Annotated in this window: 22 protein-coding genes and 1 pseudogene; 12 read left to right on the top strand and 11 right to left on the bottom strand. The window is 67.6% G+C overall.

The window, feature by feature from the left end; all coding sequences use genetic code 11:
• Nucleotides 1-277 precede the first annotated feature (277 nt).
• Nucleotides 278-1,642, bottom strand: a complete 1,365-nt coding sequence (locus ACILRJ_RS07200) for a hypothetical protein (RefSeq protein ID WP_395681823.1) — start codon at nucleotides 1,640-1,642, stop codon at nucleotides 278-280.
• A 218-nt stretch (nucleotides 1,643-1,860) separates the two neighbouring features.
• On the opposite strand from ACILRJ_RS07200, the gene katG reads away from it, so the two are divergent.
• Nucleotides 1,861-4,035 (top strand): catalase/peroxidase HPI, encoded by a 2,175-nt coding sequence (katG, locus tag ACILRJ_RS07205; RefSeq protein ID WP_395681825.1) that lies wholly within the window; start codon nucleotides 1,861-1,863, stop codon nucleotides 4,033-4,035.
• A gap of 59 nt (nucleotides 4,036-4,094) precedes the next feature.
• Here katG and ACILRJ_RS07210 read toward each other — a convergent pair whose 3' ends face one another.
• Genes ACILRJ_RS07210 through ACILRJ_RS07225 form a run of 4 tightly spaced genes read right to left on the bottom strand, consistent with a single transcriptional unit; the run spans nucleotide 4,095 to nucleotide 6,072 of the window.
• Nucleotides 4,095-4,778: an aquaporin gene (locus tag ACILRJ_RS07210; RefSeq protein ID WP_395681827.1), complete on the bottom strand. Its 684-nt coding sequence runs from the start codon at nucleotides 4,776-4,778 to the stop codon at nucleotides 4,095-4,097.
• Nucleotides 4,775-5,257, bottom strand: coding sequence for an arsenate reductase ArsC (locus tag ACILRJ_RS07215; RefSeq protein WP_395681829.1), 483 nt, complete (start codon nucleotides 5,255-5,257; stop codon nucleotides 4,775-4,777). The genes ACILRJ_RS07210 and ACILRJ_RS07215 overlap by 4 nt, the downstream gene beginning before the upstream one ends.
• Nucleotides 5,258-5,266: 9 nt before the next feature.
• Nucleotides 5,267-5,740 (bottom strand): ArsI/CadI family heavy metal resistance metalloenzyme, encoded by a 474-nt coding sequence (locus tag ACILRJ_RS07220; protein ID WP_395681831.1) that lies wholly within the window; start codon nucleotides 5,738-5,740, stop codon nucleotides 5,267-5,269.
• The gene (locus ACILRJ_RS07225) at nucleotides 5,737-6,072 is read right to left on the bottom strand and encodes an ArsR/SmtB family transcription factor (RefSeq protein ID WP_395681833.1); all 336 of its coding nucleotides are present in this window, start codon (nucleotides 6,070-6,072) and stop codon (nucleotides 5,737-5,739) included. Before ACILRJ_RS07225 ends, ACILRJ_RS07220 begins: the two co-directional genes overlap by 4 nt.
• A 214-nt stretch (nucleotides 6,073-6,286) precedes the next feature.
• Between ACILRJ_RS07225 and ACILRJ_RS07230 the strand changes: the two genes are divergently transcribed.
• From ACILRJ_RS07230 to ACILRJ_RS07240, 3 genes and pseudogenes are all read left to right on the top strand, one after another.
• Complete coding sequence (locus tag ACILRJ_RS07230) at nucleotides 6,287-7,438, top strand: SPFH domain-containing protein (RefSeq protein WP_395681835.1); 1,152 nt, start codon at nucleotides 6,287-6,289, stop codon at nucleotides 7,436-7,438.
• A gap of 19 nt (nucleotides 7,439-7,457) precedes the next feature.
• A pseudogene (locus tag ACILRJ_RS07235) lies at nucleotides 7,458-8,742 on the top strand (TFIIB-type zinc ribbon-containing protein).
• Nucleotides 8,739-8,999: a hypothetical protein gene (locus tag ACILRJ_RS07240; RefSeq protein ID WP_395681837.1), complete on the top strand. Its 261-nt coding sequence runs from the start codon at nucleotides 8,739-8,741 to the stop codon at nucleotides 8,997-8,999. Before ACILRJ_RS07235 ends, ACILRJ_RS07240 begins: the two are co-directional and overlap by 4 nt.
• 63 nt (nucleotides 9,000-9,062) lie before the next feature.
• On the opposite strand, the gene ACILRJ_RS07245 is transcribed toward ACILRJ_RS07240, so the two are convergent.
• Nucleotides 9,063-9,443, bottom strand: coding sequence for a VOC family protein (locus tag ACILRJ_RS07245; RefSeq protein WP_395681839.1), 381 nt, complete (start codon nucleotides 9,441-9,443; stop codon nucleotides 9,063-9,065).
• A 224-nt stretch (nucleotides 9,444-9,667) separates the two neighbouring features.
• Between ACILRJ_RS07245 and ACILRJ_RS07250 the strand changes: the two genes are divergently transcribed.
• The 3 genes from ACILRJ_RS07250 to ACILRJ_RS07260 all read left to right on the top strand — a co-directional run bounded on the left by ACILRJ_RS07250 (nucleotide 9,668) and on the right by ACILRJ_RS07260 (nucleotide 11,833).
• Nucleotides 9,668-9,883, top strand: a complete 216-nt coding sequence (locus tag ACILRJ_RS07250; protein WP_395681841.1) for a PGPGW domain-containing protein — start codon at nucleotides 9,668-9,670, stop codon at nucleotides 9,881-9,883.
• A gap of 73 nt (nucleotides 9,884-9,956) precedes the next feature.
• Nucleotides 9,957-10,880 carry a hypothetical protein gene (locus ACILRJ_RS07255; protein WP_395681843.1) on the top strand — a complete coding sequence of 308 codons (924 nt, stop codon included), beginning with the start codon at nucleotides 9,957-9,959 and terminating at the stop codon, nucleotides 10,878-10,880.
• A gap of 380 nt (nucleotides 10,881-11,260) precedes the next feature.
• Nucleotides 11,261-11,833, top strand: coding sequence for a hypothetical protein (locus tag ACILRJ_RS07260; protein WP_395681845.1), 573 nt, complete (start codon nucleotides 11,261-11,263; stop codon nucleotides 11,831-11,833).
• A 13-nt stretch (nucleotides 11,834-11,846) separates the two neighbouring features.
• Here ACILRJ_RS07260 and ACILRJ_RS07265 read toward each other — a convergent pair whose 3' ends face one another.
• Complete coding sequence (locus tag ACILRJ_RS07265) at nucleotides 11,847-13,529, bottom strand: amidohydrolase (protein WP_395681847.1); 1,683 nt, start codon at nucleotides 13,527-13,529, stop codon at nucleotides 11,847-11,849.
• Nucleotides 13,530-13,702: 173 nt separating this feature from the next.
• Here ACILRJ_RS07265 and ACILRJ_RS07270 point away from each other — a divergent pair, with 173 nt between their 5' ends.
• Nucleotides 13,703-14,407, top strand: coding sequence for a PP2C family protein-serine/threonine phosphatase (locus ACILRJ_RS07270; protein ID WP_395681849.1), 705 nt, complete (start codon nucleotides 13,703-13,705; stop codon nucleotides 14,405-14,407).
• A 1,010-nt stretch (nucleotides 14,408-15,417) separates the two neighbouring features.
• Here the strand turns inward: ACILRJ_RS07270 and dnaQ are convergent.
• The 3 genes from dnaQ to ACILRJ_RS07285 form a co-directional block, all read right to left on the bottom strand.
• A complete protein-coding gene (gene dnaQ / locus ACILRJ_RS07275) occupies nucleotides 15,418-16,146 on the bottom strand; it encodes a DNA polymerase III subunit epsilon (protein ID WP_395681851.1) in 729 nt (242 codons plus the stop codon).
• Between the two features lie 118 nt (nucleotides 16,147-16,264).
• Entirely contained in the window at nucleotides 16,265-16,720 is a 456-nt protein-coding gene (gene rnhA / locus ACILRJ_RS07280; RefSeq protein WP_395681853.1) for a ribonuclease HI, read from the bottom strand.
• Nucleotides 16,717-17,409: a class I SAM-dependent methyltransferase gene (locus ACILRJ_RS07285; protein WP_395681855.1), complete on the bottom strand. Its 693-nt coding sequence runs from the start codon at nucleotides 17,407-17,409 to the stop codon at nucleotides 16,717-16,719. Before ACILRJ_RS07285 ends, rnhA begins: the two co-directional genes overlap by 4 nt.
• Before the next feature lie 104 nt (nucleotides 17,410-17,513).
• Between ACILRJ_RS07285 and gloB the strand changes: the two genes are divergently transcribed.
• From gloB to ACILRJ_RS07305, 4 genes are all read left to right on the top strand, one after another.
• Nucleotides 17,514-18,275, top strand: a complete 762-nt coding sequence (gloB, locus tag ACILRJ_RS07290) for a hydroxyacylglutathione hydrolase (protein WP_395681857.1) — start codon at nucleotides 17,514-17,516, stop codon at nucleotides 18,273-18,275.
• Complete coding sequence (locus ACILRJ_RS07295) at nucleotides 18,272-19,615, top strand: transglycosylase SLT domain-containing protein (protein ID WP_395681859.1); 1,344 nt, start codon at nucleotides 18,272-18,274, stop codon at nucleotides 19,613-19,615. Before gloB ends, ACILRJ_RS07295 begins: the two co-directional genes overlap by 4 nt.
• 61 nt (nucleotides 19,616-19,676) lie before the next feature.
• Nucleotides 19,677-20,459 carry an enoyl-ACP reductase gene (locus ACILRJ_RS07300; protein WP_395681861.1) on the top strand — a complete coding sequence of 261 codons (783 nt, stop codon included), beginning with the start codon at nucleotides 19,677-19,679 and terminating at the stop codon, nucleotides 20,457-20,459.
• 107 nt (nucleotides 20,460-20,566) lie between these two features.
• Nucleotides 20,567-21,637 carry a hypothetical protein gene (locus ACILRJ_RS07305; protein WP_395681863.1) on the top strand — a complete coding sequence of 357 codons (1,071 nt, stop codon included), beginning with the start codon at nucleotides 20,567-20,569 and terminating at the stop codon, nucleotides 21,635-21,637.
• 167 nt (nucleotides 21,638-21,804) lie between these two features.
• Here the strand turns inward: ACILRJ_RS07305 and hutH are convergent, their stop codons facing one another.
• Nucleotides 21,805-23,688, bottom strand: a complete 1,884-nt coding sequence (gene hutH, locus ACILRJ_RS07310; protein WP_395681865.1) for a histidine ammonia-lyase — start codon at nucleotides 23,686-23,688, stop codon at nucleotides 21,805-21,807.
• Nucleotides 23,689-23,745: the final 57 nt, after the last annotated feature.

Consider the following 23,745-nt stretch of genomic DNA (forward strand, 5'->3'; position numbering starts at 1 on the left):
CCGCGCCACTGGCGCGCCATGCGTGCACAGTGGCGCGCGAGTCACCGTGACTCGCGCGTCACGTTCCGCGACTCGCGTCCGACCCCGCCGCAATGGCGCGCCACGCGCCCGCACGGTCGCCCCGGATGCCGGGACTCGCACGCCACGCGCGCGCGTTGATGGGCGACGAATCCGAACTCGGAGACGTTCCGCGTTCGCGGGTGGCGGTCTCTCCTCCGGTGGCCGGAGGCCAACCGCGCGTCCTCACCCTCGTCCGAGGATGAATTGCTTGCCGGCGCTAGCGTGCCTCGAAACCATCATCGAAGACCGCATTCGACGCGAGCCGCGTCGCGTACAGCGCGGAGACGTATGGCACGCCATCGGTCGTGCCGGCCGGCACGGGGCGTCCGTCCTGCAGCGCGATCGCGCGTGCCGTGATGTGCGTGCCGTCGACATCGGCGGGGACCGTGATGCGTGCGAGACCGGCATCGCCGAACGTGGCGTCCGGCGTGCCGTCAGGGTCGACGCGCAACACGGCGAACTGGCGCAGGGACGTCGCCGGATTGCGCGCGGTGCCGAGCAGTACGCAGCGACCATCGGTACCGCAGGTGATCGCGCTGTTGCGCAGCGCGAATGATTGGCCGAGCGATGCGGACGTCCAGCCATCTGCGCCGAAGCCGGTGTCGACCTGCCCGTCGGCGTCGATGCGCAACATGCAGAGCGCGGTGTCGGGGCCGGCATAGGGATCGCAGACACCGCCGATCGTCCAGCGGCCGTCGCGCAGGACGCCGGCGGCCATGTTGTCGTCCGATCCGACGTGGCGATTCGCGGTGACGATGCCGGCCGTGCCGAAGGCGGCGTCGGGTGTGCCATCGGCGAGGAGCCTCACGGCGAGCGCGCTGTAGTTCGCCGAGTACGGTACGAGTTGCGCGCGGCCGCTCAGCCAGGCGCGATCGGACGCATCGCCGGCGATGCCGAAGAAGGTCGTCGTCTGCTGCGTCATCGCATTGCCGGCGGTGAACACGAAGCGGCCGGCCGACGCGAACTGCGTGTCGAGCATGCCATCGACGGAGAGACGTGCCGCGACGCCGACCGTCGAGTTGTAGACTCCGGTGACGCTGGCGCTGCCGCTGCCGGCGAGCAGGATGCGATTGGCGCCATCACGCGCAATCGCGAATGCCGCCATGCCTTCGACGCCGAGGTCATCGAATGCGATCGTCGCGACGCCTCCGACGCCGAAACTGGCGTCCAGCTGACCGTCGGCAAGCAGGTGCGCGACACCGAAGCCCCCGAGGTTGCCGGCAGCGAGCAGGCTGCCGTCGTGCAGCGGAAGGATCGACCAGACCGCAGGCAGGATCGGTGATCCCGCCGATGTCGGAATCACGACGATGCCACCGTCACCGAAGGAAAGGTCCGGAGCGCCGTTCGCGAGCAGCCGCCAGACCACGGCCTGATAGGGCATGTCGTCGAGCGCAAAGGCCCATCGGTAACCACCGACGACGATGCGGTCGTCGTCCGTTACCGCAACGGCGAATGCAGACAGGCTCGCGTCGGCTGGCGCGAACACGACATGGCCGTCCGTGCCGAACGCGGCATCGATGTCACCGTCGGCGCCCCACGCGGCGGGGAGCACGAAACACGCGGCGAACACGAGGGCACGCATCGGACCTCCGCACTGCTCGCATCAGGTTACGCCGGTGCCGCCGGCGCGGCAATCGAGGGCTCACGCCTGTTTTCCGGGATCGCCGATGCCCTCCACCACCCCGAAATGCGATGCGCGCCGTCAATCGCGGCCATCGGCACAAACGATTTCCCTTGTTCCTGCCCTGCAACCATGCTGGCGGAGCCATTCGAGTCCCCTCTTCCCCGGAGCAGATAGCCATGTCAGCCGAATCCAAATGCCCGTTTTCCGGCGCCCGCAAGATGCAGACCAACGCGAACTGGTGGCCGAACCAGCTCGACGTGAGCGTGCTGCACCAGCATTCGCCGTTGTCGGACCCTATGCTGGAGGACTTCGACTACGCGAAGGAATTCGGCAAGCTCGACCTCGATGCCGTGGTCAAGGACCTGCACCGCCTGATGACGGACTCGCAGGACTGGTGGCCGGCCGACTACGGTCACTACGGGCCGCTGTTCATCCGCATGGCGTGGCACAGCGCGGGCACCTATCGCATCCATGACGGGCGCGGCGGCGCCAATTCCGGCGAGCAGCGTTTCGCGCCGCTGAACAGCTGGCCCGACAACGGCAACCTCGACAAGGCGCGCCGGCTGCTGTGGCCGATCAAGCAGAAGTACGGTCGTCGCCTGTCGTGGGCGGATCTGATGATCCTTGCCGGCAACGTCGCGCTCGAATCGATGGGCTTCAAGACGTTCGGCTTCGGCGGCGGTCGCCCGGACATCTGGGAACCGCAGATCACCGACTGGGGCAGCGAGGCGACGTGGCTCGGCGACGAGCGCTACAGCGGCGATCGCGAACTGGCCGATCCGCTTGCGGCGGTGCAGATGGGCCTGATCTACGTGAATCCGGAAGGACCGAACGGCAAGCCCGATCCGCTCGGATCGGCGCGCGACCTCCGCGAGACGTTCGCGCGCATGGCGATGAACGACGAGGAGACCGTCGCGCTCGTCGCCGGCGGCCACACGTTCGGCAAGTGCCACGGCGCCGGTGACGCGAAGCATGTCGGCCGCGAACCGGAAGGCTCGAACATCGAGGAACTCGGCCTCGGCTGGAAGAACAGTTACGAGAGCGGCATCGGCGAACACGCGATCACCAGCGGCATCGAAGGCGCGTGGACGCCGAATCCGATCCAGTGGGACAACGGCTACTTCGAGACGCTGTTCGGCTACGATTGGGAACTCACGAAGAGTCCCGCCGGCGCGCACCAGTGGAAGCCGAAGGGCGACGCAGGCGCCGGCACCGTGCCCGATGCGCACAACCCGAAAAAGCGCCACGCGCCGATGATGACGACCGCGGACCTCGCGCTGCGGTTCGATCCCGCGTACGAGAAGATCTCGCGCCATTACATGGCCAACCCGGCCGAGTTCGCCGACGCGTTCGCACGCGCGTGGTACAAGCTCACCCATCGCGACATGGGCCCGCGCGCGCGCTACCTCGGCAAGCTCGTGCCGAAGGAAGCGCTCATCTGGCAGGACCCGGTGCCGGCGGTCGACCATCCGCTCGTCGACGCGAAGGACATCGCCGTCCTGAAAACGAAGCTGCTCGCGACCGGCCTCTCCGTCGCGCAGCTCGTCAACACGGCGTGGGCATCGGCGTCGACGTTCCGCGGCAGCGACATGCGCGGCGGTGCGAACGGTGCGCGCATCCGCCTCGCGCCGCAGAAGGACTGGGCGGTCAACCAGCCGGCGGAACTGGCGAAGATCCTCGCGAAGATCGAAGGCGTGCAGAAGGACTTCAACGCCGCGCAGTCCGGCGGCAAGAAGGTGTCGATGGCCGACCTGATCGTGCTCGGCGGCTGCGCCGCGATCGAAGCCGCGGCGAAGAAGGCCGGACGCGACGTCGAGGTGCCGTTCACACCGGGCCGCACCGATGCCTCGCAGGACCAGACCGATGTCGATTCATTCAAGGTGCTCGAGCCGGTCGCGGACGGGTTCCGCAACTACGTGCGCGAGGGCCACGAAGGCACCGTCGCCGAACGATTGCTGGACAAGGCGAGCCTGCTGACCCTGACTGCGCCGGAAATGACCGTGCTCGTCGGCGGCCTGCGCGCACTCGATGCGAATGCCGGGCACAGCCAGGACGGTGTGCTCACCCGCCGCCCGGGCGTGCTCGGCAACGACTTCTTCGTCAACCTGCTGGACATGCGCACGGCGTGGCAGCCGTCGGGCACGAAGCCCGGCACGTTCGAGGGCCGCGACCGCAAGAGCAGCGAACGGAAGTGGACCGCGACGACCGTCGACCTCGTGTTCGGCTCGAATTCGCAATTGCGCGCGCTGTCGGAAGTGTACGCATCGAGCGACGGCGAGGACCATTTCGTGTCCGACTTCATCGCCGCGTGGAACAAGGTCATGAACCTCGACCGCTACGATCTCGCCTGACGCTCGCCGTCATGAAGCCGGACCGGCGCCCCGCCGGTCCGGATGCACGACGCAATCGATCAACCGCGGGCAGGCGCGTTGCCTGGCGACGACGCGCTGCCGCCTCCAAGCAGCTGGTGCAGCACCATGCCGAGCGCGGCTCCGCACGCTTCGGCCACGATGAATCCCGCCGCACTCGACGGCGCGATTCCCGCGAACGTGTCGCTCCACATGCGCCCGAACGTGGCGGCCGGATTCGCGAACGAGGTCGACGAGGTGAACCAGTAGGCCGCCCCGATGTAGGCGGCGACGAGCGCCGATACGCGCGCCGGGGGCGCGCGCAGCACGACGAGCAGCAATCCGGCGGTCGCGACGACCTCGCCGAGCCAGAGGCCGAAGCCGCTGCGCACGTGCTGCGACGCCTGCAGGATCGGCAGCGCGAACATCGCGTGGGCGAGCCAGGTCCCGGCGACGCCACCCGCCATCTGGGCAACGGCATATGGCAACACCGAGCGGCGCGGCAGGCCGCCGCGCAGGCCCATCACGAGGCTGACGAGCGGATTCATGTGCGCGCCGCTGACGGGGCCGAACACCTCGATCAGCACGAACAGCGCGGCCACGGTCGCGCCGGTGTTGGCGAGCAATGCGATCGCCCCATTGCCGCCCGCGAGCGACGCACCCATGATGCCGGAGCCGATCACCGCGCAGAGCAGCAGCGCGGTCGCGACGAATTCCGCGAGCAGGCGCGACGGCAGCGTGCTCACGATGTGCCGATCTCGCGCAGCTTCGCCTGCGTGGTGAGGCGATCGAGCTTTTCGAGCGGCAACGCGACGAGCAGCTCGACGCGCCGTCGCAGCGTGGCCATTGCTGCGACGAATGCCTTGCGGCGGGTCGCTTCGTCGCCTTCGACGCTCGCGGGGTCGGGCACGCCCCAGTGGGCTGTCGCCGGATGGCCGGGCCAGATCGGGCAGGTTTCCGCGGCGGCGCTGTCGCAGACCGTGATGACCATGTCGATGACCGGCGCGCCCGGTTTGGCGAATTCATCCCAGCTCTTGCTGCGCAGGCGTTCGACCGGATAGCCGAGTTCGCGCGCGAGTTCGATCGCGATCGGCTGCACGCGGCCGGCCGGCTGGCTGCCGGCACTGAACGCGTTGAAGCGCCCCTGCCCGAGCGTGCCGAGCAGGGCTTCGGCGAGGACGCTGCGCGCCGAGTTGCCGGTGCAGAGGAACAGGACGTTGGTCACGGCCCGCCCTCAACCGCAGCGCGACGCGGCGGACGCCGACGGTCCGCAACACGGCGCGGCAGCCGCGACCGCGGCGGCGGGTACGCAGCACGCGGCTGCATCGGACGGCGCGAAATAGGTCGGCGCCGAACCGTGCGTGAGGAAACTCTCCCAGCGCAGGCCCTGCGGGTCCTCGGACCAGTACTTGTCCGACCGTGCGTAGCAGCACGTGGTGTCGACATCGGTCGCGCGGATCGCGTCGGCCGCGGCCAGCCGTGCGCCGATTTCGGCGAGTTCGTCGCCGCTTTCGACCTGGAAACCGAGGTGGTCGACGCCGGGTGCGCGTTCGCGGCGCGAGATCGCGAAGTTGATGCGCGGATCCTCAAGCATCCACTTGGCGTAGTCCGCTTCGACGCGCGTCGGCGTCGCAGCGAACAGCTGCGAATAGAACGCGATGCTCGCGTCGAGATCGGTCACGTTGACGTGTACGTGGAAGCGTTTCATCGCTTTTTCCTCGTCTTGGGTTTGGGTTTGCAATCGGCCGGGCCGCACGAAGCGCCGCCACAGCAGTTTTCGGTCAGGTAGGCGATCAGCGCATCCATGCGCACATAGTCGGCGCGCATGCGGATCACACGCCCCTCCCGCTCGTCCGTGACCAGGCCGGCGCTGCGCAGCACGTTGAGATGCGCGGTCAGCGTTGCGGAAGGAATGTCGAGCACGTCGCGCAGGGCGCCGACCGCGAGGCCCTCCGGCCCCGCCTGCACGAGCGCGCGGTAGGCGGCCAGGCGACTCGCATGCGCGAGTGAATGCAGCTGCAGGACGATGCTCGATTCCATATTTCGAGTATTTACGAAATATCGGAGCGGCGCAAGCGGGTCGCGCCCATGGAACGCCAGCCGCCTCGTGGCCGCGGGCTTGAAAGCCCCGCTTTGGCCGGAAGAACCGCCCGCGTTCGCCGGCACTCTTTTTTCACCTCCCGGTCCGGCACGGCCGTTCGTGAATGTATAGTTCGTGGACATGGCGGGCGCGGCGCCCGACCAAGGAGATGTCATGGGTCTTGTGCAGGCGGTGGTGGGTTCGGTGGGCGGCGTGCTGGCCGATCAGTGGAAAGACTTCTACACGGTACCGGACGGCCTGCCCTCGACGGCAGCGCTGTTCGCCGCGGTACCACGGGGCACCAACGCGGGCCGCGGTTCGAACACGAAGGGTTCCTCGAACATCATCACGAACGGTTCGAAGATCGTCGTGCCGGAAGGCTACGGCCTGCTGCTGTTCCAGGACGGCAAGATCACCGGCCTCGCCGCCGAGCCGGGTGGTTACGAATGGCGCTCGGACGACCTCAACTCGAAGTCGATCTTCTCCGGCGGCGGGCTCGTCGAATCGCTGATCAAGCAGAGCTGGGAGCGCTTCAAGTTCGGCGGACAGCCGGGTTCGCAGCAGGCCGCGTTCTTCGTCTCGCTGAAGGAACTGCCGGACAACCGCTTCGGCACGCAGTCGGAAATCTACTGGGACGACGGCTTCCTCAACACGCAGGTCGGCGCGGTCACGCGCGGCTCCTACACGCTGAAGATCGTCGACCCGATCCTGTTCGTGAAGAACTTCGTGCCGGCCGCATACCTGCAGCCGGGCCAGGTATTCGATTTCACCGACATGGACAACGCCGCCGCGGGCCAGCTCTTCAATGAATTGGTCGGTTCGCTCGCGCCGGCCTTCAGCGCGTACACGAACGATCCGTCGAAAGGCAATCGCATCACGAAAATCCAGCAGGATTCGATCGGCTTCGCCAAGAGCCTGTCCGATGCGGTCGAGAATGCGTACCAGTGGAAGTCCGATCGCGGCCTGGCCATCGTCAAGACCGCCATCGTCTCGATCGAGTACGACGCGAACACGCGCGAACTCCTGAAGAACGTGCAGCGCGCCGACGCGCTGTCGGGCGCACGCGGCAACTCCAACCTGCAGGCGAGCGTCGCCGCGGGCATGCAGGCCGCGGGCGAGAACGGCGGCGCGGCCGGCATGATGGGCATCGGCATGGCGTCCGGCATGATGGGTGGCATGGCCGGCCTGCAACAGCCGGTCGCACCGGCGGCGCCGGCCGCCGACGATCCGGTCGCCAAGCTCAAGAAAGCGAAGGAGATGCTCGACCTCGGCCTCATTTCGCAGGGCGACTACGACGCGCTGAAGAACAAGGCACTGGGCCTGTAATCGACGGATCGCGCCGACCATGTCGAACACCACTGTTCCGCCGCCGAGCGGCCCGGGCTCGCCGCGGGACGTGCCGCCGCTGCCGGGGAGTTTTCCGATTGACCCGGCAACCCTGCCGGAACCGATCCGCAAGGAGGTGCTGGCGCCCGATCCGACCGCGATCGACACCTCCGCCGACGAACTCAAGGATGGCGTCAACCGCTGTCCCAAATGCGGCGCCACCGACATCCGGCCGAAGCCGGGAAGCGACCTGCTCGTCTGCCTGTACTGCCGCAACGAATGGCACAGCGAGCGCGTGGAGGAGGAGTTCGGCCTCGGCGCCGGGATCGAACAGCTGCGGGGCACGGTCGTCGCGTCCGGTGCGCGCGACATCAAGGCCGACGTCTCGACCCTGATGACGTTCAAGTGCACGGGCTGTGGTGCAGAGGTGACCGTCAACACGCAGAACGCGATGACTGCACGCTGCCACTGGTGCCGCCATGTGCTCGGTGTGAACGAGCAGATCCCGAACGGCGCGGTGCCCGACGCGGTGCTTCCATTCCACATCCGGAAGGACGACGCAGTCGCGCGCATCCGCCAGTTCGTCGACAAGCGGCGCCTGTTCGCGCTGAAGGAATTCAAGGAACAGTTCACGCCCGAGAACGTCGTCGGCGTGTACCTGCCGTACATGATCGTCGACGGCAACGCGGGTGCGGACATCGCCGGCAAGGGCGAGATCAAGACACGCGAGTACACGCGTGGCAGCGGCGATGACAAGAAGACCTACTACGACGCCGATGTGTACCAGGTGGAACGGCATGTGGACTTCACCGTCGACGACCTGCCGCTGGAATCCTCGGCCGAACGCGGCAACCTCGACACGCGCACGAACACCAACAACATCATCAACACGATCCTGCCATTCGACACCAAGAACGCGGTGAAGTGGAACGCGTCCTACCTCGTCGGCTTCACCTCGGAAAAGCGTGATCTGGACGTCGAGCAGCTGCGCCCGCAGCTGGTCGATCGCACGCGCGCAGGTCGAGACCTCGGTGAAACGCTACGATCGCGGCGTGCGCTGGGAGCAGGAAAGCCTCCAGGTGCATGGCACGCGCTGGGTGGCGATGTACCTGCCGGTGTGGCTCTACTCGTACCACCAACCGGGCCGCAACGGCGGCCTGCTGCACTATATCGCGGTGAACGGTCGCACCGGCGAAACCATGGGCAGCGTGCCGGTCCAGCAGTGGAAACTGCTCACCACCGCGCTCACCGTCGGCACCTTCATCGAAGGCATCGCACTCTGGATCGTGGGGCATTCGTCATGAGCGACGACGGTGGACTGTGGCTGCTCGCCGCCGGCCCGGCTGGCGCAACCGCGTTGTACTGGGCGCTGTACCGCTACTACCGCAACACCGACAAGTCGCATGCGTTCGAGCGCGAAACCGCGGTCGAGGCAAAGCCCGTCACCGGCTCGGAACAGAAGGTCGACGAGATCACGGGAACGCGTGAGAAGCGCATCAGCGGCGACAATGTCGGCGAGTACAGAAAGCGTGTGAAGCGCGTCAGCAGCGACAGCGGGTAGGGCCCGACCATTTCGATGGCCGGCGCGCCTTCGCGCGGAGGGCAGCCCTGCGACGACGGCTGCCTATTCGCCCGCCGGCGGCTCCCACAGCTCGACCTTGTTGCCCTCGGGATCGAGCACCCAGCCGAACTTGCCCTGCTCCGACGTTTGCGGCTCGCCGACGACATTGCAGCCTTCCGCGCGCAGCGTGGCGAGCAGCCCATCGAGATCGGCGACCCGGAAGTTGAGCATGAATGACGACGTGCTCGGCGCCATGTACGTCGTGTCCTGCTTGAACGGGCTCCAGATCGTCATGCCCTTGGCGCTGTCTGCGCCACCCCATTCGAAGATCGCGCCACCCCAGTCGGTGACATCGAGTCCGAGATGGTCGCGGTACCAGGCGCCGAGCGCTTTGGGGTCCGCCGACTTGAAGAAGATGCCGCCGATACCGGTCACGCGTTTCATGCATTGTCTCCAGCGAGTTTCCGAGAGTGCCACCAGTCTAGCGGACGATGTGCGTTCAGCACGCATCCATCACCATGGCGCCCCCTTACCCACCGGGCACGCGATGATTCGCACCCTGAAAGCACGCTGGCACGAGTTCGTCGCCGTGCCGCGTGGACAAACGCTTCGAAGCGCATCACGAGCGCGCGCATCGGCCAAATGCGCCGGGATGGATGCGGGTCGCCATGCTCACCATGGGTTCCATCCTGCTCGTGCTGGGCATCGTCATGATCGTGCTGCCGGGCCCGGGACTGCTCGCGATCATCGCGGGCGGCGTTCTTGTCGCAGAGGAATCATCCATTGCCGCACGCGTGCTGGATCGCCTCGATCTGGCTGTCGCGCGCGCTGGCGAGCGCTGGCGCGCATGGCGCGCGCGCCGGCGCGAAGACTCGGTCCAATAGCCGCGCCTGCCGCCATTCCCTTCCGCGTGGGAATGACGATACAGTCCGACGATCGGATCGTCGGAGGAATACCGTGAAGGATCACAGGCTCGTCGGTTTCGCGATGCTGCTGGTCGTCATCGGCGGCGCCACGTGGTGGATGCATGAGCGTCGCAAGGCGCCGGCGGAACCGACGGCAGTCGCGCAACCCTCCACGGCGCGGCAGGCACCCGGCACGAACGCCGCGCCGGTTCCTGTGCGTGCTGCATCTCTCACCGCCACGGCAAAGTCCTTCGACGGCCAATCGTTCGTCGACGTGCGCGCGGAACTCGAACGCCGGGCCCAACTGGGCGACGCGCACGCCGCGGCGCGACTGGGTCGCACGTTTGCCTACTGCAACGGTTACGTCGCAACGAGCGAATCGCAGCTCGAAACCGCGGTGATCGAAGCGTCTGCTCACGGCGCGACGGTGACCGATGGCGGGCATGCCCTCGATCCGGACGCCCTGCTCGCACGCATCAAGGCAGGTCATGCGCAGCAGGTGCGCGAGTGCGCACAGGCAACCGGCGTCAACGAGAAAAATTCCGGGGCGCTCGCGCTGCACTGGATGGAACGAGCTGCCGCGCTGGGTGATGCCGATGCGCAAGCCCTGTACGGCGGCCTTGCCTTCGCGGACCATGACGCGCGTTCGGCGATCGACCATGCCGAGGAACTGCGCGACCGCAAACGCATCGCCCGCGAATATCTCCAGCATTCCCTAGCGAGCGGCGATGCGCTCGCACTCCAGCAGATGTCCGCGAACTACCACAGCGGCACCCTGTTTCCGGCGGATGCGGAGGCCGCCTACCGCTACCTGTATGCCTATTCGCTGACGCCGCGCTCGAACGAGACTGCGCCCGAAGCGTTGGCGTACGCCCTCGACGAAGCGGGTGCCACGCTCGACGACACCGCGCGCGCGCGAGCGCGCAACGAGGCCCGGAGCCTCGCTGCCTGCTGCATGGAACCGGAGGCACCGTGAAGTTGAATCGTCGCTACGCTGCCATCGCCGCGGTTGCCATAGTCGCCGCGGCCGCATGGGTCGCCTGGATGCCTGCGCGCAGCCCCGTGGCTCCCAGCGCATCGACTGTGAAGCCGACTGTGGCATCGCCTCGGCACGCGCCAGCCGCGAACGCCGTGGCACGGGGCCAGGAATCAGCTCCGGCGCACGCGCCAGCGACGGTGCCGCCACCCGACTGGCCCGACTATCGCACGCCACTCGACGTGGCGGTCCACCGGCTCCGCGGATGGGCCGACGACGGCAACGCCAAAGCCGGGATGTATCTCTCGTCCATGCTGAGCCGGTGCACTCCGCGCGTATTGCGCCAGACGCAAGCCGCCGACGACAGAAGTCGCCGTGACATGGCTGAGGACGAAAACGACGAGCGGTTCACGGCACCCCAACGCGAAGGGCGCCGCGCCAACTTCATGCGGCAGATCGAAGACAACGCATCGCTGCGCGCGGCCTGCGCCCGCGTGCCACCCGATCTCGTCGCGCATTGGCTGGACCCGCTCGACCGCGCGGCGCGATCTGGCGACGTCGACGCGATGCGCGAATACGCACGCGTCGCGATGAACGAATACACGGACACCGCGGCCGTCGTCGGCGACATCGACGAAGTGATCACGCGCCGGGACAAGGCGCGCGCCTATCTCGACGAAGCACTCCGCCGCGGCGACTCTATGGCGCTGCTCGATCTCGCCGATGCGTATTCCGAATCGGCGACGACCAACATCCATGCGGCCGATGCAGCGCACGCGCATGCATATGCCTACGCCGCGACGCTGGCCGACTTGCATGACCTGCCGGAGTACGATCGCCGCCAGCTCGGTTCACTGCTCGACGAGAGTGCGCGAGCACTCGATGCCACCGCGCTCGCACGCTCCGAAGCGGATGGTCGGCGCATCTACGAGCAATGCTGCGCCGGGCACTGAAGCCCTGCCTTCTTCAGCGTTTGGCCGCCGACTCGGGGGCGGCATGCACACGCTTGCCGCCGACCCAGGTCCCGAGGACGCGAGTCTTCCAGATGTCGCGTGCCGGGATCGTGAAGTAGTCGCTGTCGACGAGGATGAAGTCGGCACGCTTGCCCGGCTCGAGCGTGCCGAGCGAGTCCTCGGCGTGGCCGGCCCAGGCGGCGTCGAGCGTGAATGCGCGCAGCGCCTCGATGCGCTTCATCGCCTGCTCCGCATGCCAGCCGCCTGGCGGATGGCCGTCGTGGTCCTGGCGCGTGACGGCCGAGTGGAGTCCGAAGAACGGGTTCGCCGATTCGACCGGGAAGTCCGAGCCACCGGCAATGCGCGTGCCCTGCTTGAGGAACGTCCGCCACGCATAGGCACCGCGCAGGCGTTCGCGGCCGACGCGGTCTTCGGCCATGTTCATGTCGGAGGTCGCATGCGTCGGCTGCATCGATGCGATGAGATCGAGCGCCTTGAAGCGCGGGATGTCGGACGGCGTGACGACCTGCGCATGTTCGATGCGGTTGCGCAGTGCACGTGCATCCGGGCGTTTGGCGTAGACCGCTTCAAAACCGTCCAGCACTTCGTGGTTCGCGCGATCGCCGATCGCGTGGATGCAGACCTGGTAGCCCTTGCCGACGGCCTTGTCGATCATCGCCGTGAGTTCGGCCGGCGCGTGGAACAGCAGGCCCGAGTTCGCGCGATCGTCCGAATACGGCGCGAGCAATGCCGCGCCGCGGCTGCCGAGCGCGCCATCGGCATAGAGCTTGACCGCGCGCACGTCGAGGAAGCCGTTGCCGTAGCCGACCACGGGACCATGCGCGGCGATCGCATCGAAATCCGCCCCAACCTCGCCGATCATCGCGTAGATGCGCGCGGTGAGCTTGCCCTCGTCGGCATAGCGCCGATACAGCGCGTAGGTGTCCGCGTCGATGCCGGGATCGTGCACGCCGGTGAGACCGACGCTCGCCATCTGGGCGAGCGCGGCATCAAGCATGCGCGCGGCTTCAGCCGGAGTCGGCGCCGGCACGTGACGCTCGACCAGCGCCATCGCCGCGTCGACGAACACCCCGCTCGGATTGCCCTCGGCGTCACGTTCGATGCGGCCACCAGGCGGGTCCTGCGTCGCGCGATCGATGCCTGCGGCGCGCATCGCCGCCGCATTCGCCCACGCGGCATGGCCGTCGATGCGATGCAGCCACGCCGGACGCTCGCCGGTAGCAGCGTCGAGTTCGCGCGTAGTCGGGAAGCGACCGAGTTTCCACACCACCTGGTTCCATCCGCGCCCGATGATCCATGCGTCGTCCGGGTGCTTCCCGGCAAACGCACGCACCAGGGCCAGCGCGTCGTCGAGCGAATGCGTGCCGGTAAGATCTGCGCGGATCTTCATCTCGCCAAGGCCCATGACGTGGCCGTGCGCGTCGATCAGCCCGGGCAGCAAGGTGCGGCCGTGGCCATCGATGACCTCGGCCGAGCCGGACCTGGCCACAAGCACAGCGTGCCGCCCGGTCGCCACGACCTTGCCATCGGCGACCAGCAACGCTTCGAAGCGCTGCAATCTTCCTGCACCATCCAGGGAATAGCCGTTGATGTGGTCGACCAGCAGCTCGCTGGCCGACGCTGGCAGGCTCGCCATGGCGATGGCGCAAAGGGTCATTCGGGCGAGTCGGATCATCGGCGTTTTCCCGTATGGCAGCGGCCCACGATACGTGATCGGGGCCCGCGGCCGAAAGCGCCGGTCGCAGCGGCGCTTGCGCCCGGCGCAACGTCGGCGGCATCCTATGCCTGAACGGCGCCGGGGATGGGCCGCACGCGCCGAGGCGCCAAAGGGAAGAAGACGTCCTGCGCATGATCGAATTCGGACACAGCACCCACGTCGGCTTGCGCCGCGAGCACAACGAGGACACCTACTATGCCGACGCCGAACTCGGCCTCTGGCTGGTAGCCGACGGCATGGGCGGCCACGAGCACGGCGAAGTCGCCAGCGCGCTTGCGCGCGACACCCTGGTGCAGGAAGTCGGCAAGGGCGTGGAGCTCGTGCGCGCGATCCAGCTCGCCGACGAGGAGATCATCCGCCATTCCACGCGGCGATCCGAAGCGCTGCCGATGGGCACGACGATCGCTGCGCTGCGCCTGTCCAAGGATGCCAGCTACGAAGTCGCCTGGGTCGGCGACAGCCGCATCTATATCTGGAACGATGGACTCAGGCAGCTGTCGCAGGATCATTCCTACGTGCAGGAATTGATCGACCAGGGCGCGATCACCAGCGAGCAGGCCCGCCACCACCCGCACCGCAACGTCGTGACGCAGGCACTCGGCGTCACCGACCCGCAATCGCTGCGCGTGGAGAGCGTGCGCGGTGAACTCAAGCCCGGCATGCAGCTGCTCCTGTGCAGTGACGGCCTGACCGAAGAGGTCAAGGACGCGACGATCGCCGCGATCGTCGGCCGCACGGAACTGTCCGCGCAGGAATGCGTCGACCATCTGATCCTCGCCGCACTCGACGGCGGCGGTTCCGACAACGTGACGGTGATCCTCGTCAGGGCGCGGTGAGCTTGTAGTTTTTTGTCTTTGGTCCCGATGGGATATGCCCTGAATGGCAGTCCTGCGGGTAGCTGTCTTCCTTCGTGTCGACAACCCACGTCCCTGCAGGTTCGTCGCGCATCCCTGCGGACAGCTCTTTGCTGTGTCTTCCGCTGGGCACGCCTTTCGCGAAGACCTGCCCGCATCCCTGCAGGTTCGTCCCGCATCCCTGCGGGCCGGTTTCTTTCTCTTGCTTGTCCAAGAGAAAGAAACCAAAGAGAAGGACACCCCCACAGCACCGCCCTCCGGGCATGCTGCCCTGCGGGTGCGTGAACGTCGGCCGGGGTTCGCCGACAGCGCATCCCTGCGCTGACGGCGAACGCGCGCACCTCGTGTGCGCGCCCCTGCGGGCCTGATCGGCCGACGTCCACCGGCGCTGAAGGGGACCCCGGAAGAGCGGCGTGCATCCTGCGCGCAGAGCCAGAGCCGCGTTGTAGGAGCGGCTTCAGCTGCGATAGGCGCGCGACAACGATGCATCAAGAGCATCGCGGCTTCCGCCGCGATGCTTTGGCTTTTGCTTCTGCGCGCAGGAGCGCGCCGCTCTTCCGCCGGGGTCCCCTCGCGGACCGGCGAGCGGGTGGAGGATCCGCCCGAAGGGGCGCGCGCACGATGCGCGCGCGTTCGTTGCGGTCCATGGATGGACCGTCAACGAACCCCGCAACCCGATCGCGCAGTCAGCGGGCACGAGCCCGCTGACCGGGCCGCTGGGGGTGTCCTTTCTCTTGGTGACTTCTCTTTGGACAAGCAAAGAGAAGTTACCGGCCCGCAGGGATGCGGGACGAACCTGCAGGGATGCGGGTAGGTCTTCGCGAAGAAATTGGGCCTGCTCTCGAAACGCAAACAGCGACCGCACGGCAAAAAGCGCCCTCGCCCTCCCCTCTCCCCAAGCGGGAGAGGGGAAAGCAAAAGGAATGCGAGACGCACATGCGCCGACGCGAGAGCAATCACAACCCGCGCAACACATTCGACAACTACTGAAATCAAACCACCGCGGCCAGCGCCACTTCCCCCTCGATTCGCCGCCACACGCACGCGCCACGGCTCGCCTTGTCGATCGCGGCGATGCGCGCTTCGTGCATCACGACTTCCGCGTCCAGCGCACGCAACACGCGCGGGCGCACCACGATGCGCAGTTCGACTGCGGCAATCGTCGTTTCCCGGGTCGCATCCTCGCCAAAGCCGAGCGCGCCCTGTCCCGAGGTCAGCGCGAGGTAGACGTCCGCCAGCAGGTTCGCGTCGAGCAGCGCACCGTGCAGGCCGCGGTGGCTGTTGTCGACCTCGAGGCGCTTGCACAGCGCATCGAGGCTGTTGCGCTGGCCGGGAAACTTCTCGCGCGCGAGCACGAGCGTGTCGAGGATCTGCGCGCGCGCGCACAGCCGCGGATTCTCGACACCCGCGCGCGCGAGTTCCGCATCGAGGAAGCCGACGTCGAAGCTCGCATTGTGCGCGATGATCTCGGCACCGTCGACGAACTCGAGGAACTCCGCCGCGATCTCCGCGAAGCGTGGCTTGTCGAGCAGGAATTCGTCGGCGATGCCGGTGACTGCGCGCGCGCCTTCGTCGATCGCGCGATCGGGATTGAGGTAGGTGTGGAACTCGCGACCGGTGCGACGGCGCTGCACCAGTTCGACGCAGCCGATCTCGATCACGCGGTGTCCGCGCTGAACTTCAAGGCCGGTGGTTTCGGTGTCGAGGATGATCTGGCGCATTCGAGGCCGCGTGCTCAAGGATGAGGAATGAGGGTGGAGGAGCGCGGCGCCACTGGCAAGCCCCGCCCTGGAAAGAAATGCCGCGCGTGGAGTGGCGCTGTGCGACTGTCGCCGGCGATCAGCCCCTGCCCTGCATCGCCAGCGCCGCATCGCGCGCGAGCACGTCGACGCGCTCGTTTTCCGCGTGGCCGGCGTGGCCCTTGACCCAGTGCCAGCGCACGGTGTGCGAAGCGAGCGCAGCGTACAGGCGTTCCCACAGATCCTGGTTCTTGACCGGCTTGCGATCACTGGTGCGCCAGCCATTCGCACGCCAGCGCGCCATCCATTGCTCGACGCCCAGCTTGACGTATTGCGAATCGGTAGTCAGTTCGACTTCGCACGGGCGCGTCAATGCTTCGAGGCCGCCGATCGCCGCCATCAGCTCCATGCGGTTGTTGGTGGTCAGCGCTTCGCCGCCACTGAGTTCCTTCTCGCGCGTGCCGAAACGCAGCAGCGCACCCCAGCCGCCCGGCCCCGGATTGCCGAGGCAGGCTCCATCGGTGAACAGTTCGACCCGCTGTTTCGCTTCGCTCATGCGCGCACGCGCCGGCTCGGCACGGCGAGCGAGGGCTGCGGCGCGGCGCGGCGCAACGGGCGCCGATGCAGCGGCGTCAGTACCGCGCGTTGCCGGGTTGCGAGCAGCATCCATGCACCACGCAGCGGGGCAAGCAGCGCGGAACGCCGCGTCTGCCCATTGCGATCGGGCCAGCACGGACCGATCGCCTCCACCGCACCGGGTGAAAGTTGTTCGTGCAGCAAGCGACGCCGCACGGATTCGACCGGCACCGCGCGTGGCAACGGCCGACCCTGGCGCGCCTGCCAGTGCAACCACAGGCTCCAGGGGCTCAACGGATTGAAGCCGAACCAGACCAGCGAGCCGCCCGCTGCGAGCACGCGCGCGAGTTCGTCGATGAATGCTTCCGGATGCGCCAGCGCATCGCCGGCATGCTGCACGACGACGAACTGGAACGTCTCGTCCGGCCATGGCAGCGCATCGCTTGCGCAGACCACGTCACCGGCGATCGCCGTGCGATCGACGTGTCCGCGCGTCACGCCAAGGTGACGCAGATCCACCGGCAGCGTGCGGTTGGCGGCAGCGGCCTGCAGCAGCAGTGCGCGCCCCCCCGGCTGGCGCGCGGCGAGCGCGGGCAGACGCGCGAGCTCCTCGCGCAGCAGGGCTTCGACCTCGGGCAGGGCGAACAGATTGTCGGGACCGGTGATCACGGCATGCGCGGCGAGCGGACGGACCGCCAGTGTAGCGCGCCGAGGCACCGGCTAATGATCGCTTAACGCCGCCGCCCCGCGCGCTGGCCTATAGTCCGGCGCCCATGAACCTGCTCGCCCTGCCCGCGCTGGCCGACAACTACATCTGGCTGCTCGCGGACGCGGCCGGTTCGGCGCTCGTCGTCGACCCGGGCGAGACCTCACCCGTCGAATCTGCGCTTGCGGCATCCGGCCTGCGCCTCGGCGCGATCCTGCTAACCCATCATCACCCCGACCACATCGGCGGCGCCGCCGAACTCGCCACACGCCACGGCGCGACGATCCACGCGCCACGCGATGAGCGCATCCGGCACGCGCATGTGCGCGTCGGCGACGGCGACCGCGTCGAGCTTGCCGATCCCGCCTTCGGCTTCGATGTCATCGCCATTCCGGGGCACACCCTCAGCCACGTCGCCTACCACGGCCATGGCCTGCTGTTCTGCGGCGACACGTTGTTCAGCGTCGGCTGTGGACGACTGTTCGAGGGCACGCCGGCGCAGATGCTTCACTCGCTTGAACGCCTCGCCGCGTTGCCGGATGCGACGCGCGTATGTTGCGGGCACGAATATACCCGCGCGAACTGCGCGTTCGCGCTCGGCCTCGATCCCTCCAACGCCGCGCTCGCGGCACGCGCGGCCGAAGTGCAGGCGCGGCGCGCCGACAACCTGCCGACCGTACCGAGCACGCTCGCCGACGAGCGCGCCTGCAATCCATTCCTGCGCATCGACACGCCGGCCTTGCAGCAGGCGCTCGCGGGCAACGATCGGGTCGAGCGCTTCGCCGAGCTGCGCCGGCGCAAGGATGACTTCCGGATGCCGTCTCCATGACGCGCGCAAGCCCGCGTTTCGGCGCACTCGCCGTCATCCTGCTGTTGCTGGCAGCGTGCGCGACGCCGCCACGGCGCGCACCGGACGTGCCACCGGCGCCGACACCCGCACCGGTCCCGGTATCGCCGCCCGTGGCGACGCCGGCACCCGAAAAACCGCTGGCCGACACGTCGCCCTGGTCGCGCCTGCGCGCGCTGTTCGCGATGCGCGGCTGCGAATACGGCCCCGACGTGGAGCGCCGGGCGCGCGCCTACGCGCACTCGCCGCGCGCGTTTGCCGCCAGCTGGAAACCGGCCTTGCCCTTCCTCGGGCTCGTCGTCGACGAACTCGAGCGGCGTGGATTGCCGGGCGAGTTCGCAATGCTGCCTTACGTCGAGAGCACCTACCGGCCGATCCCCTCGCGCGGCGACCAGCCCGCCGGCATGTGGCAGTTGATGCCCGACACCGCGCGTGGCGCGGGCCTCGTCATTCGCAAGGACTACGACGAACGTCTCGATGCGCTCGCATCGACCGACGCCGCGCTCGACCTGATCTCGGGCTATTACAAGGAATTCGCCGATTGGCGTCTCGCCGACATGGCGTTCAACAGCGGCGAGTTCCGCGTCAAGAAACTGCTCGGTGATCGCGATGGGCGCGATCTCACCGCGGACGAACTCGCGAGGTTCACGTTCAACCGGATCACCCACGAACACCTCGACCGCCTGCTCGCGCTCGCCTGCATCGTCGATAACCCCGCGCACTTCAACGTGGTCCTGCCGGAGCCGGACGCTCTGGACCATTTGAGCAGCGTGGACATCGGGCACGGCATGGACTTGCGCCTCGCGGCAAAGCTCGCGGGCGTGCCGGTCGACGACCTGCGCCGCTGGAACGCCGCCTACCGGCGCAATCGCATGCCCGACAGTGGACCGCATCGCCTGCTGCTGCCGGAGGAGCGCGTCGAACGCTTTCAGACGGCCGCCGATTCGATCCCTCCGATGCTGTGGAACGACTGGCGCGAGGAGCCCGCACGACGCACCAGCGGAATCGCCAGTTGGGCGGCCCAACTCGGCATCCCGGTGGCCACGCTCGCCGCCGCCAACGCGGTTGGCGAGGACGCGACCGTAACCCCCGCGACGCGCCTGCTGTTGCCGGGCCGCGAGCCCGAGGTCGCCGACGAGGACGCCGGCGCAACACGCGTCAAGGGCTCCAGGCGCTCGCATGTGATCGTCGCCGGCGACAGCCTGTCGAGCATCGCCCATCGTTACGCGATTCCGCTGCGCCGCCTGCGCCAGCTCAATCCGAACGCGAATGGGACCCTGCACCTCGGGCAGAGGCTGCGCCTCGACGACGGCCAAGGCTGAGCCCGGGGCGCGCCAGTCGGCTAGAATCCACGCTTTCCGCGTCGATATTTCTGGAGAGCACATGGGTTTCCTGCACGGCAAGCGCGCCCTCGTCACCGGCATCCTCAGCCAGCGCTCCATCGCCTGGGGCATCGCCAGCGCGATGCATCGCGAAGGTGCGCAGCTCGCGTTCACCTACGTCGACGAGAAACTCAAGAGCCGCGTCGATGAAGCCGCGGCCGAGTTCGGCTCGAACATCGTGCTGAAATGCGACGTGACCCAGGACGCCGACATCGACGGCCTCTTCACCGACCTCGGCAAGCAGTGGGACGGATTCGACATCCTGATCCATTCGATCGGCTTCGCTCCGCGCGAAGCGCTGACCGGCGAGTTCCTCGACGGCCTCACGCGCGAGAGCTTTCGCGTGGCGCACGACATCTCCAGCTACAGTCTCGCCGCGATGGCGAAGGCCGCCCGGCCGCTGATGAAGGGACGCGGCGGTTCGATCCTGACCCTGACCTACCTCGGCGCCGACCGCGCGCTGGCGAACTACAACGTAATGGGCCTCGCCAAGGCGAGCCTCGAAGCGAACGTGCGCTACCTCGCCTACAATCTCGGCCCGGAAGGCACGCGCGTCAACGCGATCTCCGCCGGCCCGATCAAGACTCTCGCCGCATCCGGCATCGCCAATTTCCGCAAGATGCTCGACCACGTCGAGGAAAATGCGCCGCTGCGCCGCAGCGTCACGATCGAGGAAGTCGGCAATGCCGCCGCGTTCCTCTGCTCCGACCTAGCCTCGGGCATCACCGGCGAAGTGACCTATGTCGATGCGGGGTACAACACGCTGGGTATGACCGGCATCTGATGCGCCGTCGTTGTCAGCGCCGCGGAGCCGCGGCGCGAAGCGATTGTCGCGGCGGCTCGAACGGCATAGCCTAGCGTCACACGTCCGCCAGGCACCGAGGTCGCTGCATGTCCCGAGGAACACAAGGCCGCGTCATCGCTCCGGTCCAGTGGTTGTGGATTGCGTGCGCAGCATCCACCTCGGGCCACGCCCTTGCCGCAAGCGACCTCGTCGACGGCACGATCGCGGACCGGATCTTCGTCAGCGGATTCGAATACGCGCCGCTTCTCGGCACGGCATTCTCGCCTGTCAGCGTGACCGAGGGCACGCCGAGCTCGCTGACGCTGACCCTGGACAACTCGTTCGCGGTTGCCGCCGCGACGGTGACGGCGAGCCTCGTAGACGCGCTGCCGGCCGGACTCGTGATCGCGTCGCCTGCCAATGCGGCGACGACCTGCGTATCGGGCACGGCAAGCGCAACCGCTGGCGGAAACACGCTGACGCTCGCCAGTGGTGCGCAAATCCCGGCGGGCGGCAGTTGCACCGTCTCGGCATCCGTCGTGTCAATGAGCGCAGCGACGTACACGAACACGATTCCCGCCGGCGCGCTGCAGACCGACCATGGCGCCAACGAGGCGCCCGCAACCGCCAGCCTCACGGTGACGCCCGCCTCCGGATGCGTGCCCGCTCAGTTGTTCGACGATCCCGGATTCGAGACGACCGACCCGGGCACGCTGGTCAACCCGGCGTGGGCGGGCACGTCGACGAACTTCGGCGTGCCGTTCTGTTCAGTGAACGTCTGCGGCAACTTCGGCGGCACCGCCGTTCCACTGTCGGGAGTCTTCTGGGCCCTGTTCGGCGGCGCGAACGGACTGGCGGAAGACTCGACAATCGAACAGACGGTGATGATTCCGTCCTCGGCACCTCGCTACCTCAATTTCTGGCTGCGCAGGGGTGCAATCGGCGGCATCGGCGCGAACCTCGTCATAAGTGTCGACGGCACGACCGTCGCCACCTACCCGGAACCCCCTTCGGCCGAACCGTTCTACGTGCAACGCAGCGTCGATGTGAGCAGCTACGCCGACGATGGCTCCCACACCTTGCGTTTCCACTTCAACACGCCCGCTGGCCCTGCGGCGAACTTCAGCGTTGACTATGTCCGGCTCGAATGCTCCCCTGGAACCTCGCCGGCACCGTAGGTGTGTGAAACGAAATTGCGGCGTGCCAGCCGCGATCGATGCGATCGACAGCTCCTCCGATGCGCGGTCACGGGTCGTCAACGCCTGTCTTGAAAGCAGGATCGGTTCCTGCCCGATGGGTGGGCAGCCTCGCAGCAGCCCTGCGCAGGACACCCTTTCCCAACCACCTAAGAAACCAGTTCGCGCCGTGCGATCATTCCGCAGACGGTCCGCACGTCGCCATCCATCGCTCGATCGCGCGCCATGAACGCGACGCGCTCGCGGAGCTTGGCGTGCGCCTGCTTCACGGCAGCGCCGGCATGGAAGTCGGCGGCGTCGGCCAGCGATTTCGCCAGCTCCTGCACTTCCCTCTCGAACTGGGCACGTGACGCATGCGTGGTGTCCGGGGCGTTCGCGATCTTCGCGGCGAGCGCGCGCCAGTCGCCACGTTTCGCGAGTCGGCGCGCGGCGTTGAGCATGTCCTGGCGGTAATCGAGCGCCTGCGCCGCGGTGTACAGCTCGAGCGCGAGCACATGGCCAAGGTCCTCGGTCATCTCGAGCACGTGGCGCGCTTCGTTCGCGCCCATCGAGACATGGTCTTCCGCGTTCGCGCTGGTCGGCACCGAGTAGACGCTGGCCGGGTGCGCGCGCGTGGCGAGATCGTTGACGATCGCCGCAGCGGTGTACTGCACGATCATGAAGCCGGAGTCGGTCGCGTCCTCGTTGCCGATCAGGAACGCCGGCAGGCCGTCGTTGGTCGCGGGATCGACCAGCTTGTTGAGGCGTCGTTCGGAGATCGATGCAAGCACCGGGATCGCCGCCTTCACGTAGCTCATCGCGAGCGCAAGCGGCATGCCGTGGAAGTGGCCCGCCGATACGACCTGGTCCTCGATGACTTTCGCTTCCGGTGCATCTGCGAAGATCAGCGGATTGTCGGTTACGGAATTCAATTCGATGTCGATGACCCGGCAGGCCTGCGCGTACGCATCGCGCACTGCGCCGTGCACCTGCGGCATGCAGCGCAGGCAATACGCGTCCTGCGGCTGATGCTTCTTGCCCCCCTTGAACGGCAGGAAGCGGCTGTAGAACGCCTCGCGGCCGTGGCGCTGCGCCGGCGGCACCCAGTCCCAGGCGATGTCGAAACTCTGCTTCTGGTCGACCGGATCGCTCCACGCGTCGGCCGACCAGCCGCGGAAGCGCGGCACGAGGTGGTAGGCAATGTCGACGAGGGTCGAGCCGTCGAGAAGGCTGCGCACGTGGCGCGCGCTCTCGACCTGGCCCGGATGCGGGCGCAGCGCGTGCACTTCCTCGCGCAGCGCGCCGCTGCGTCCGGCGAACGCATCGAGCGTCATCGATGCGGCAAGGTCGGCGGTGTCCAGCAGTTCGCCGAGGCGTTCGAGCGCAAGCGCCGCGGTCGCGAGCATCTGCGTGGTGCCGTTGTTGAGCGCAAGGCCCTCCTTGAACGAGAGCTTCACCGGTGCGAGCCCCGCGCGCTTGAGCGCTTGCGCACCAGCCAGCCGTTCGCCGCCGAAGAATGCCTCGCCGCCGCCGAGCAGCACGATCGCGAGGTGCGACAGCGGCGCGAGATCGCCGCTGGCGCCGACCGAGCCCTTCTGCGGGATCACCGGGATCACGTCGCGATTGAGGAGCTCGGCAAGCGCTTGCAGGGTCGACACGCGAATGCCCGAATGACCTCGCATGAGCGTGTTGATGCGGATGCCGAGCATCGCGCGCACGACACCGGCGTCGAACGGTTCGCCCACGCACACTGCATGCGTGATCACGAGGTTGTGCTGCAGCTCTTCCAGCAAGGTGTCGCTGCGTGGATCGGGGTTGCCACCCGGCAGTTCGTCGCGCACGCGATGCGCGCCCAGCAGCTTGTCGGCATTGCTGCCGAAACCGGTGGTGACCCCGTAGATCGGTTCGCCACAGCTGACCTTGTCGGCGAGGAAGTCCGCGGCGTGCTGCACGCGTGCGAGCTGCGCATGATCAAGCTCGACCTTCGCGCCGCGTGCGATCGCAGCAACGTGGTCGCGGGTGAGGCTGGTGCCGTCGAGGAGGATCGTCTGCATGGTCCGTCGCTATTCGTATTCAGGAGCGGCTTCAGCCGCGATTGCTTGAAGCCCCTT

The sequence above is a fragment of the Dokdonella sp. genome (genome assembly GCF_044227025.1).
Taxonomy (GTDB): domain Bacteria; phylum Pseudomonadota; class Gammaproteobacteria; order Xanthomonadales; family Rhodanobacteraceae; genus Dokdonella_A.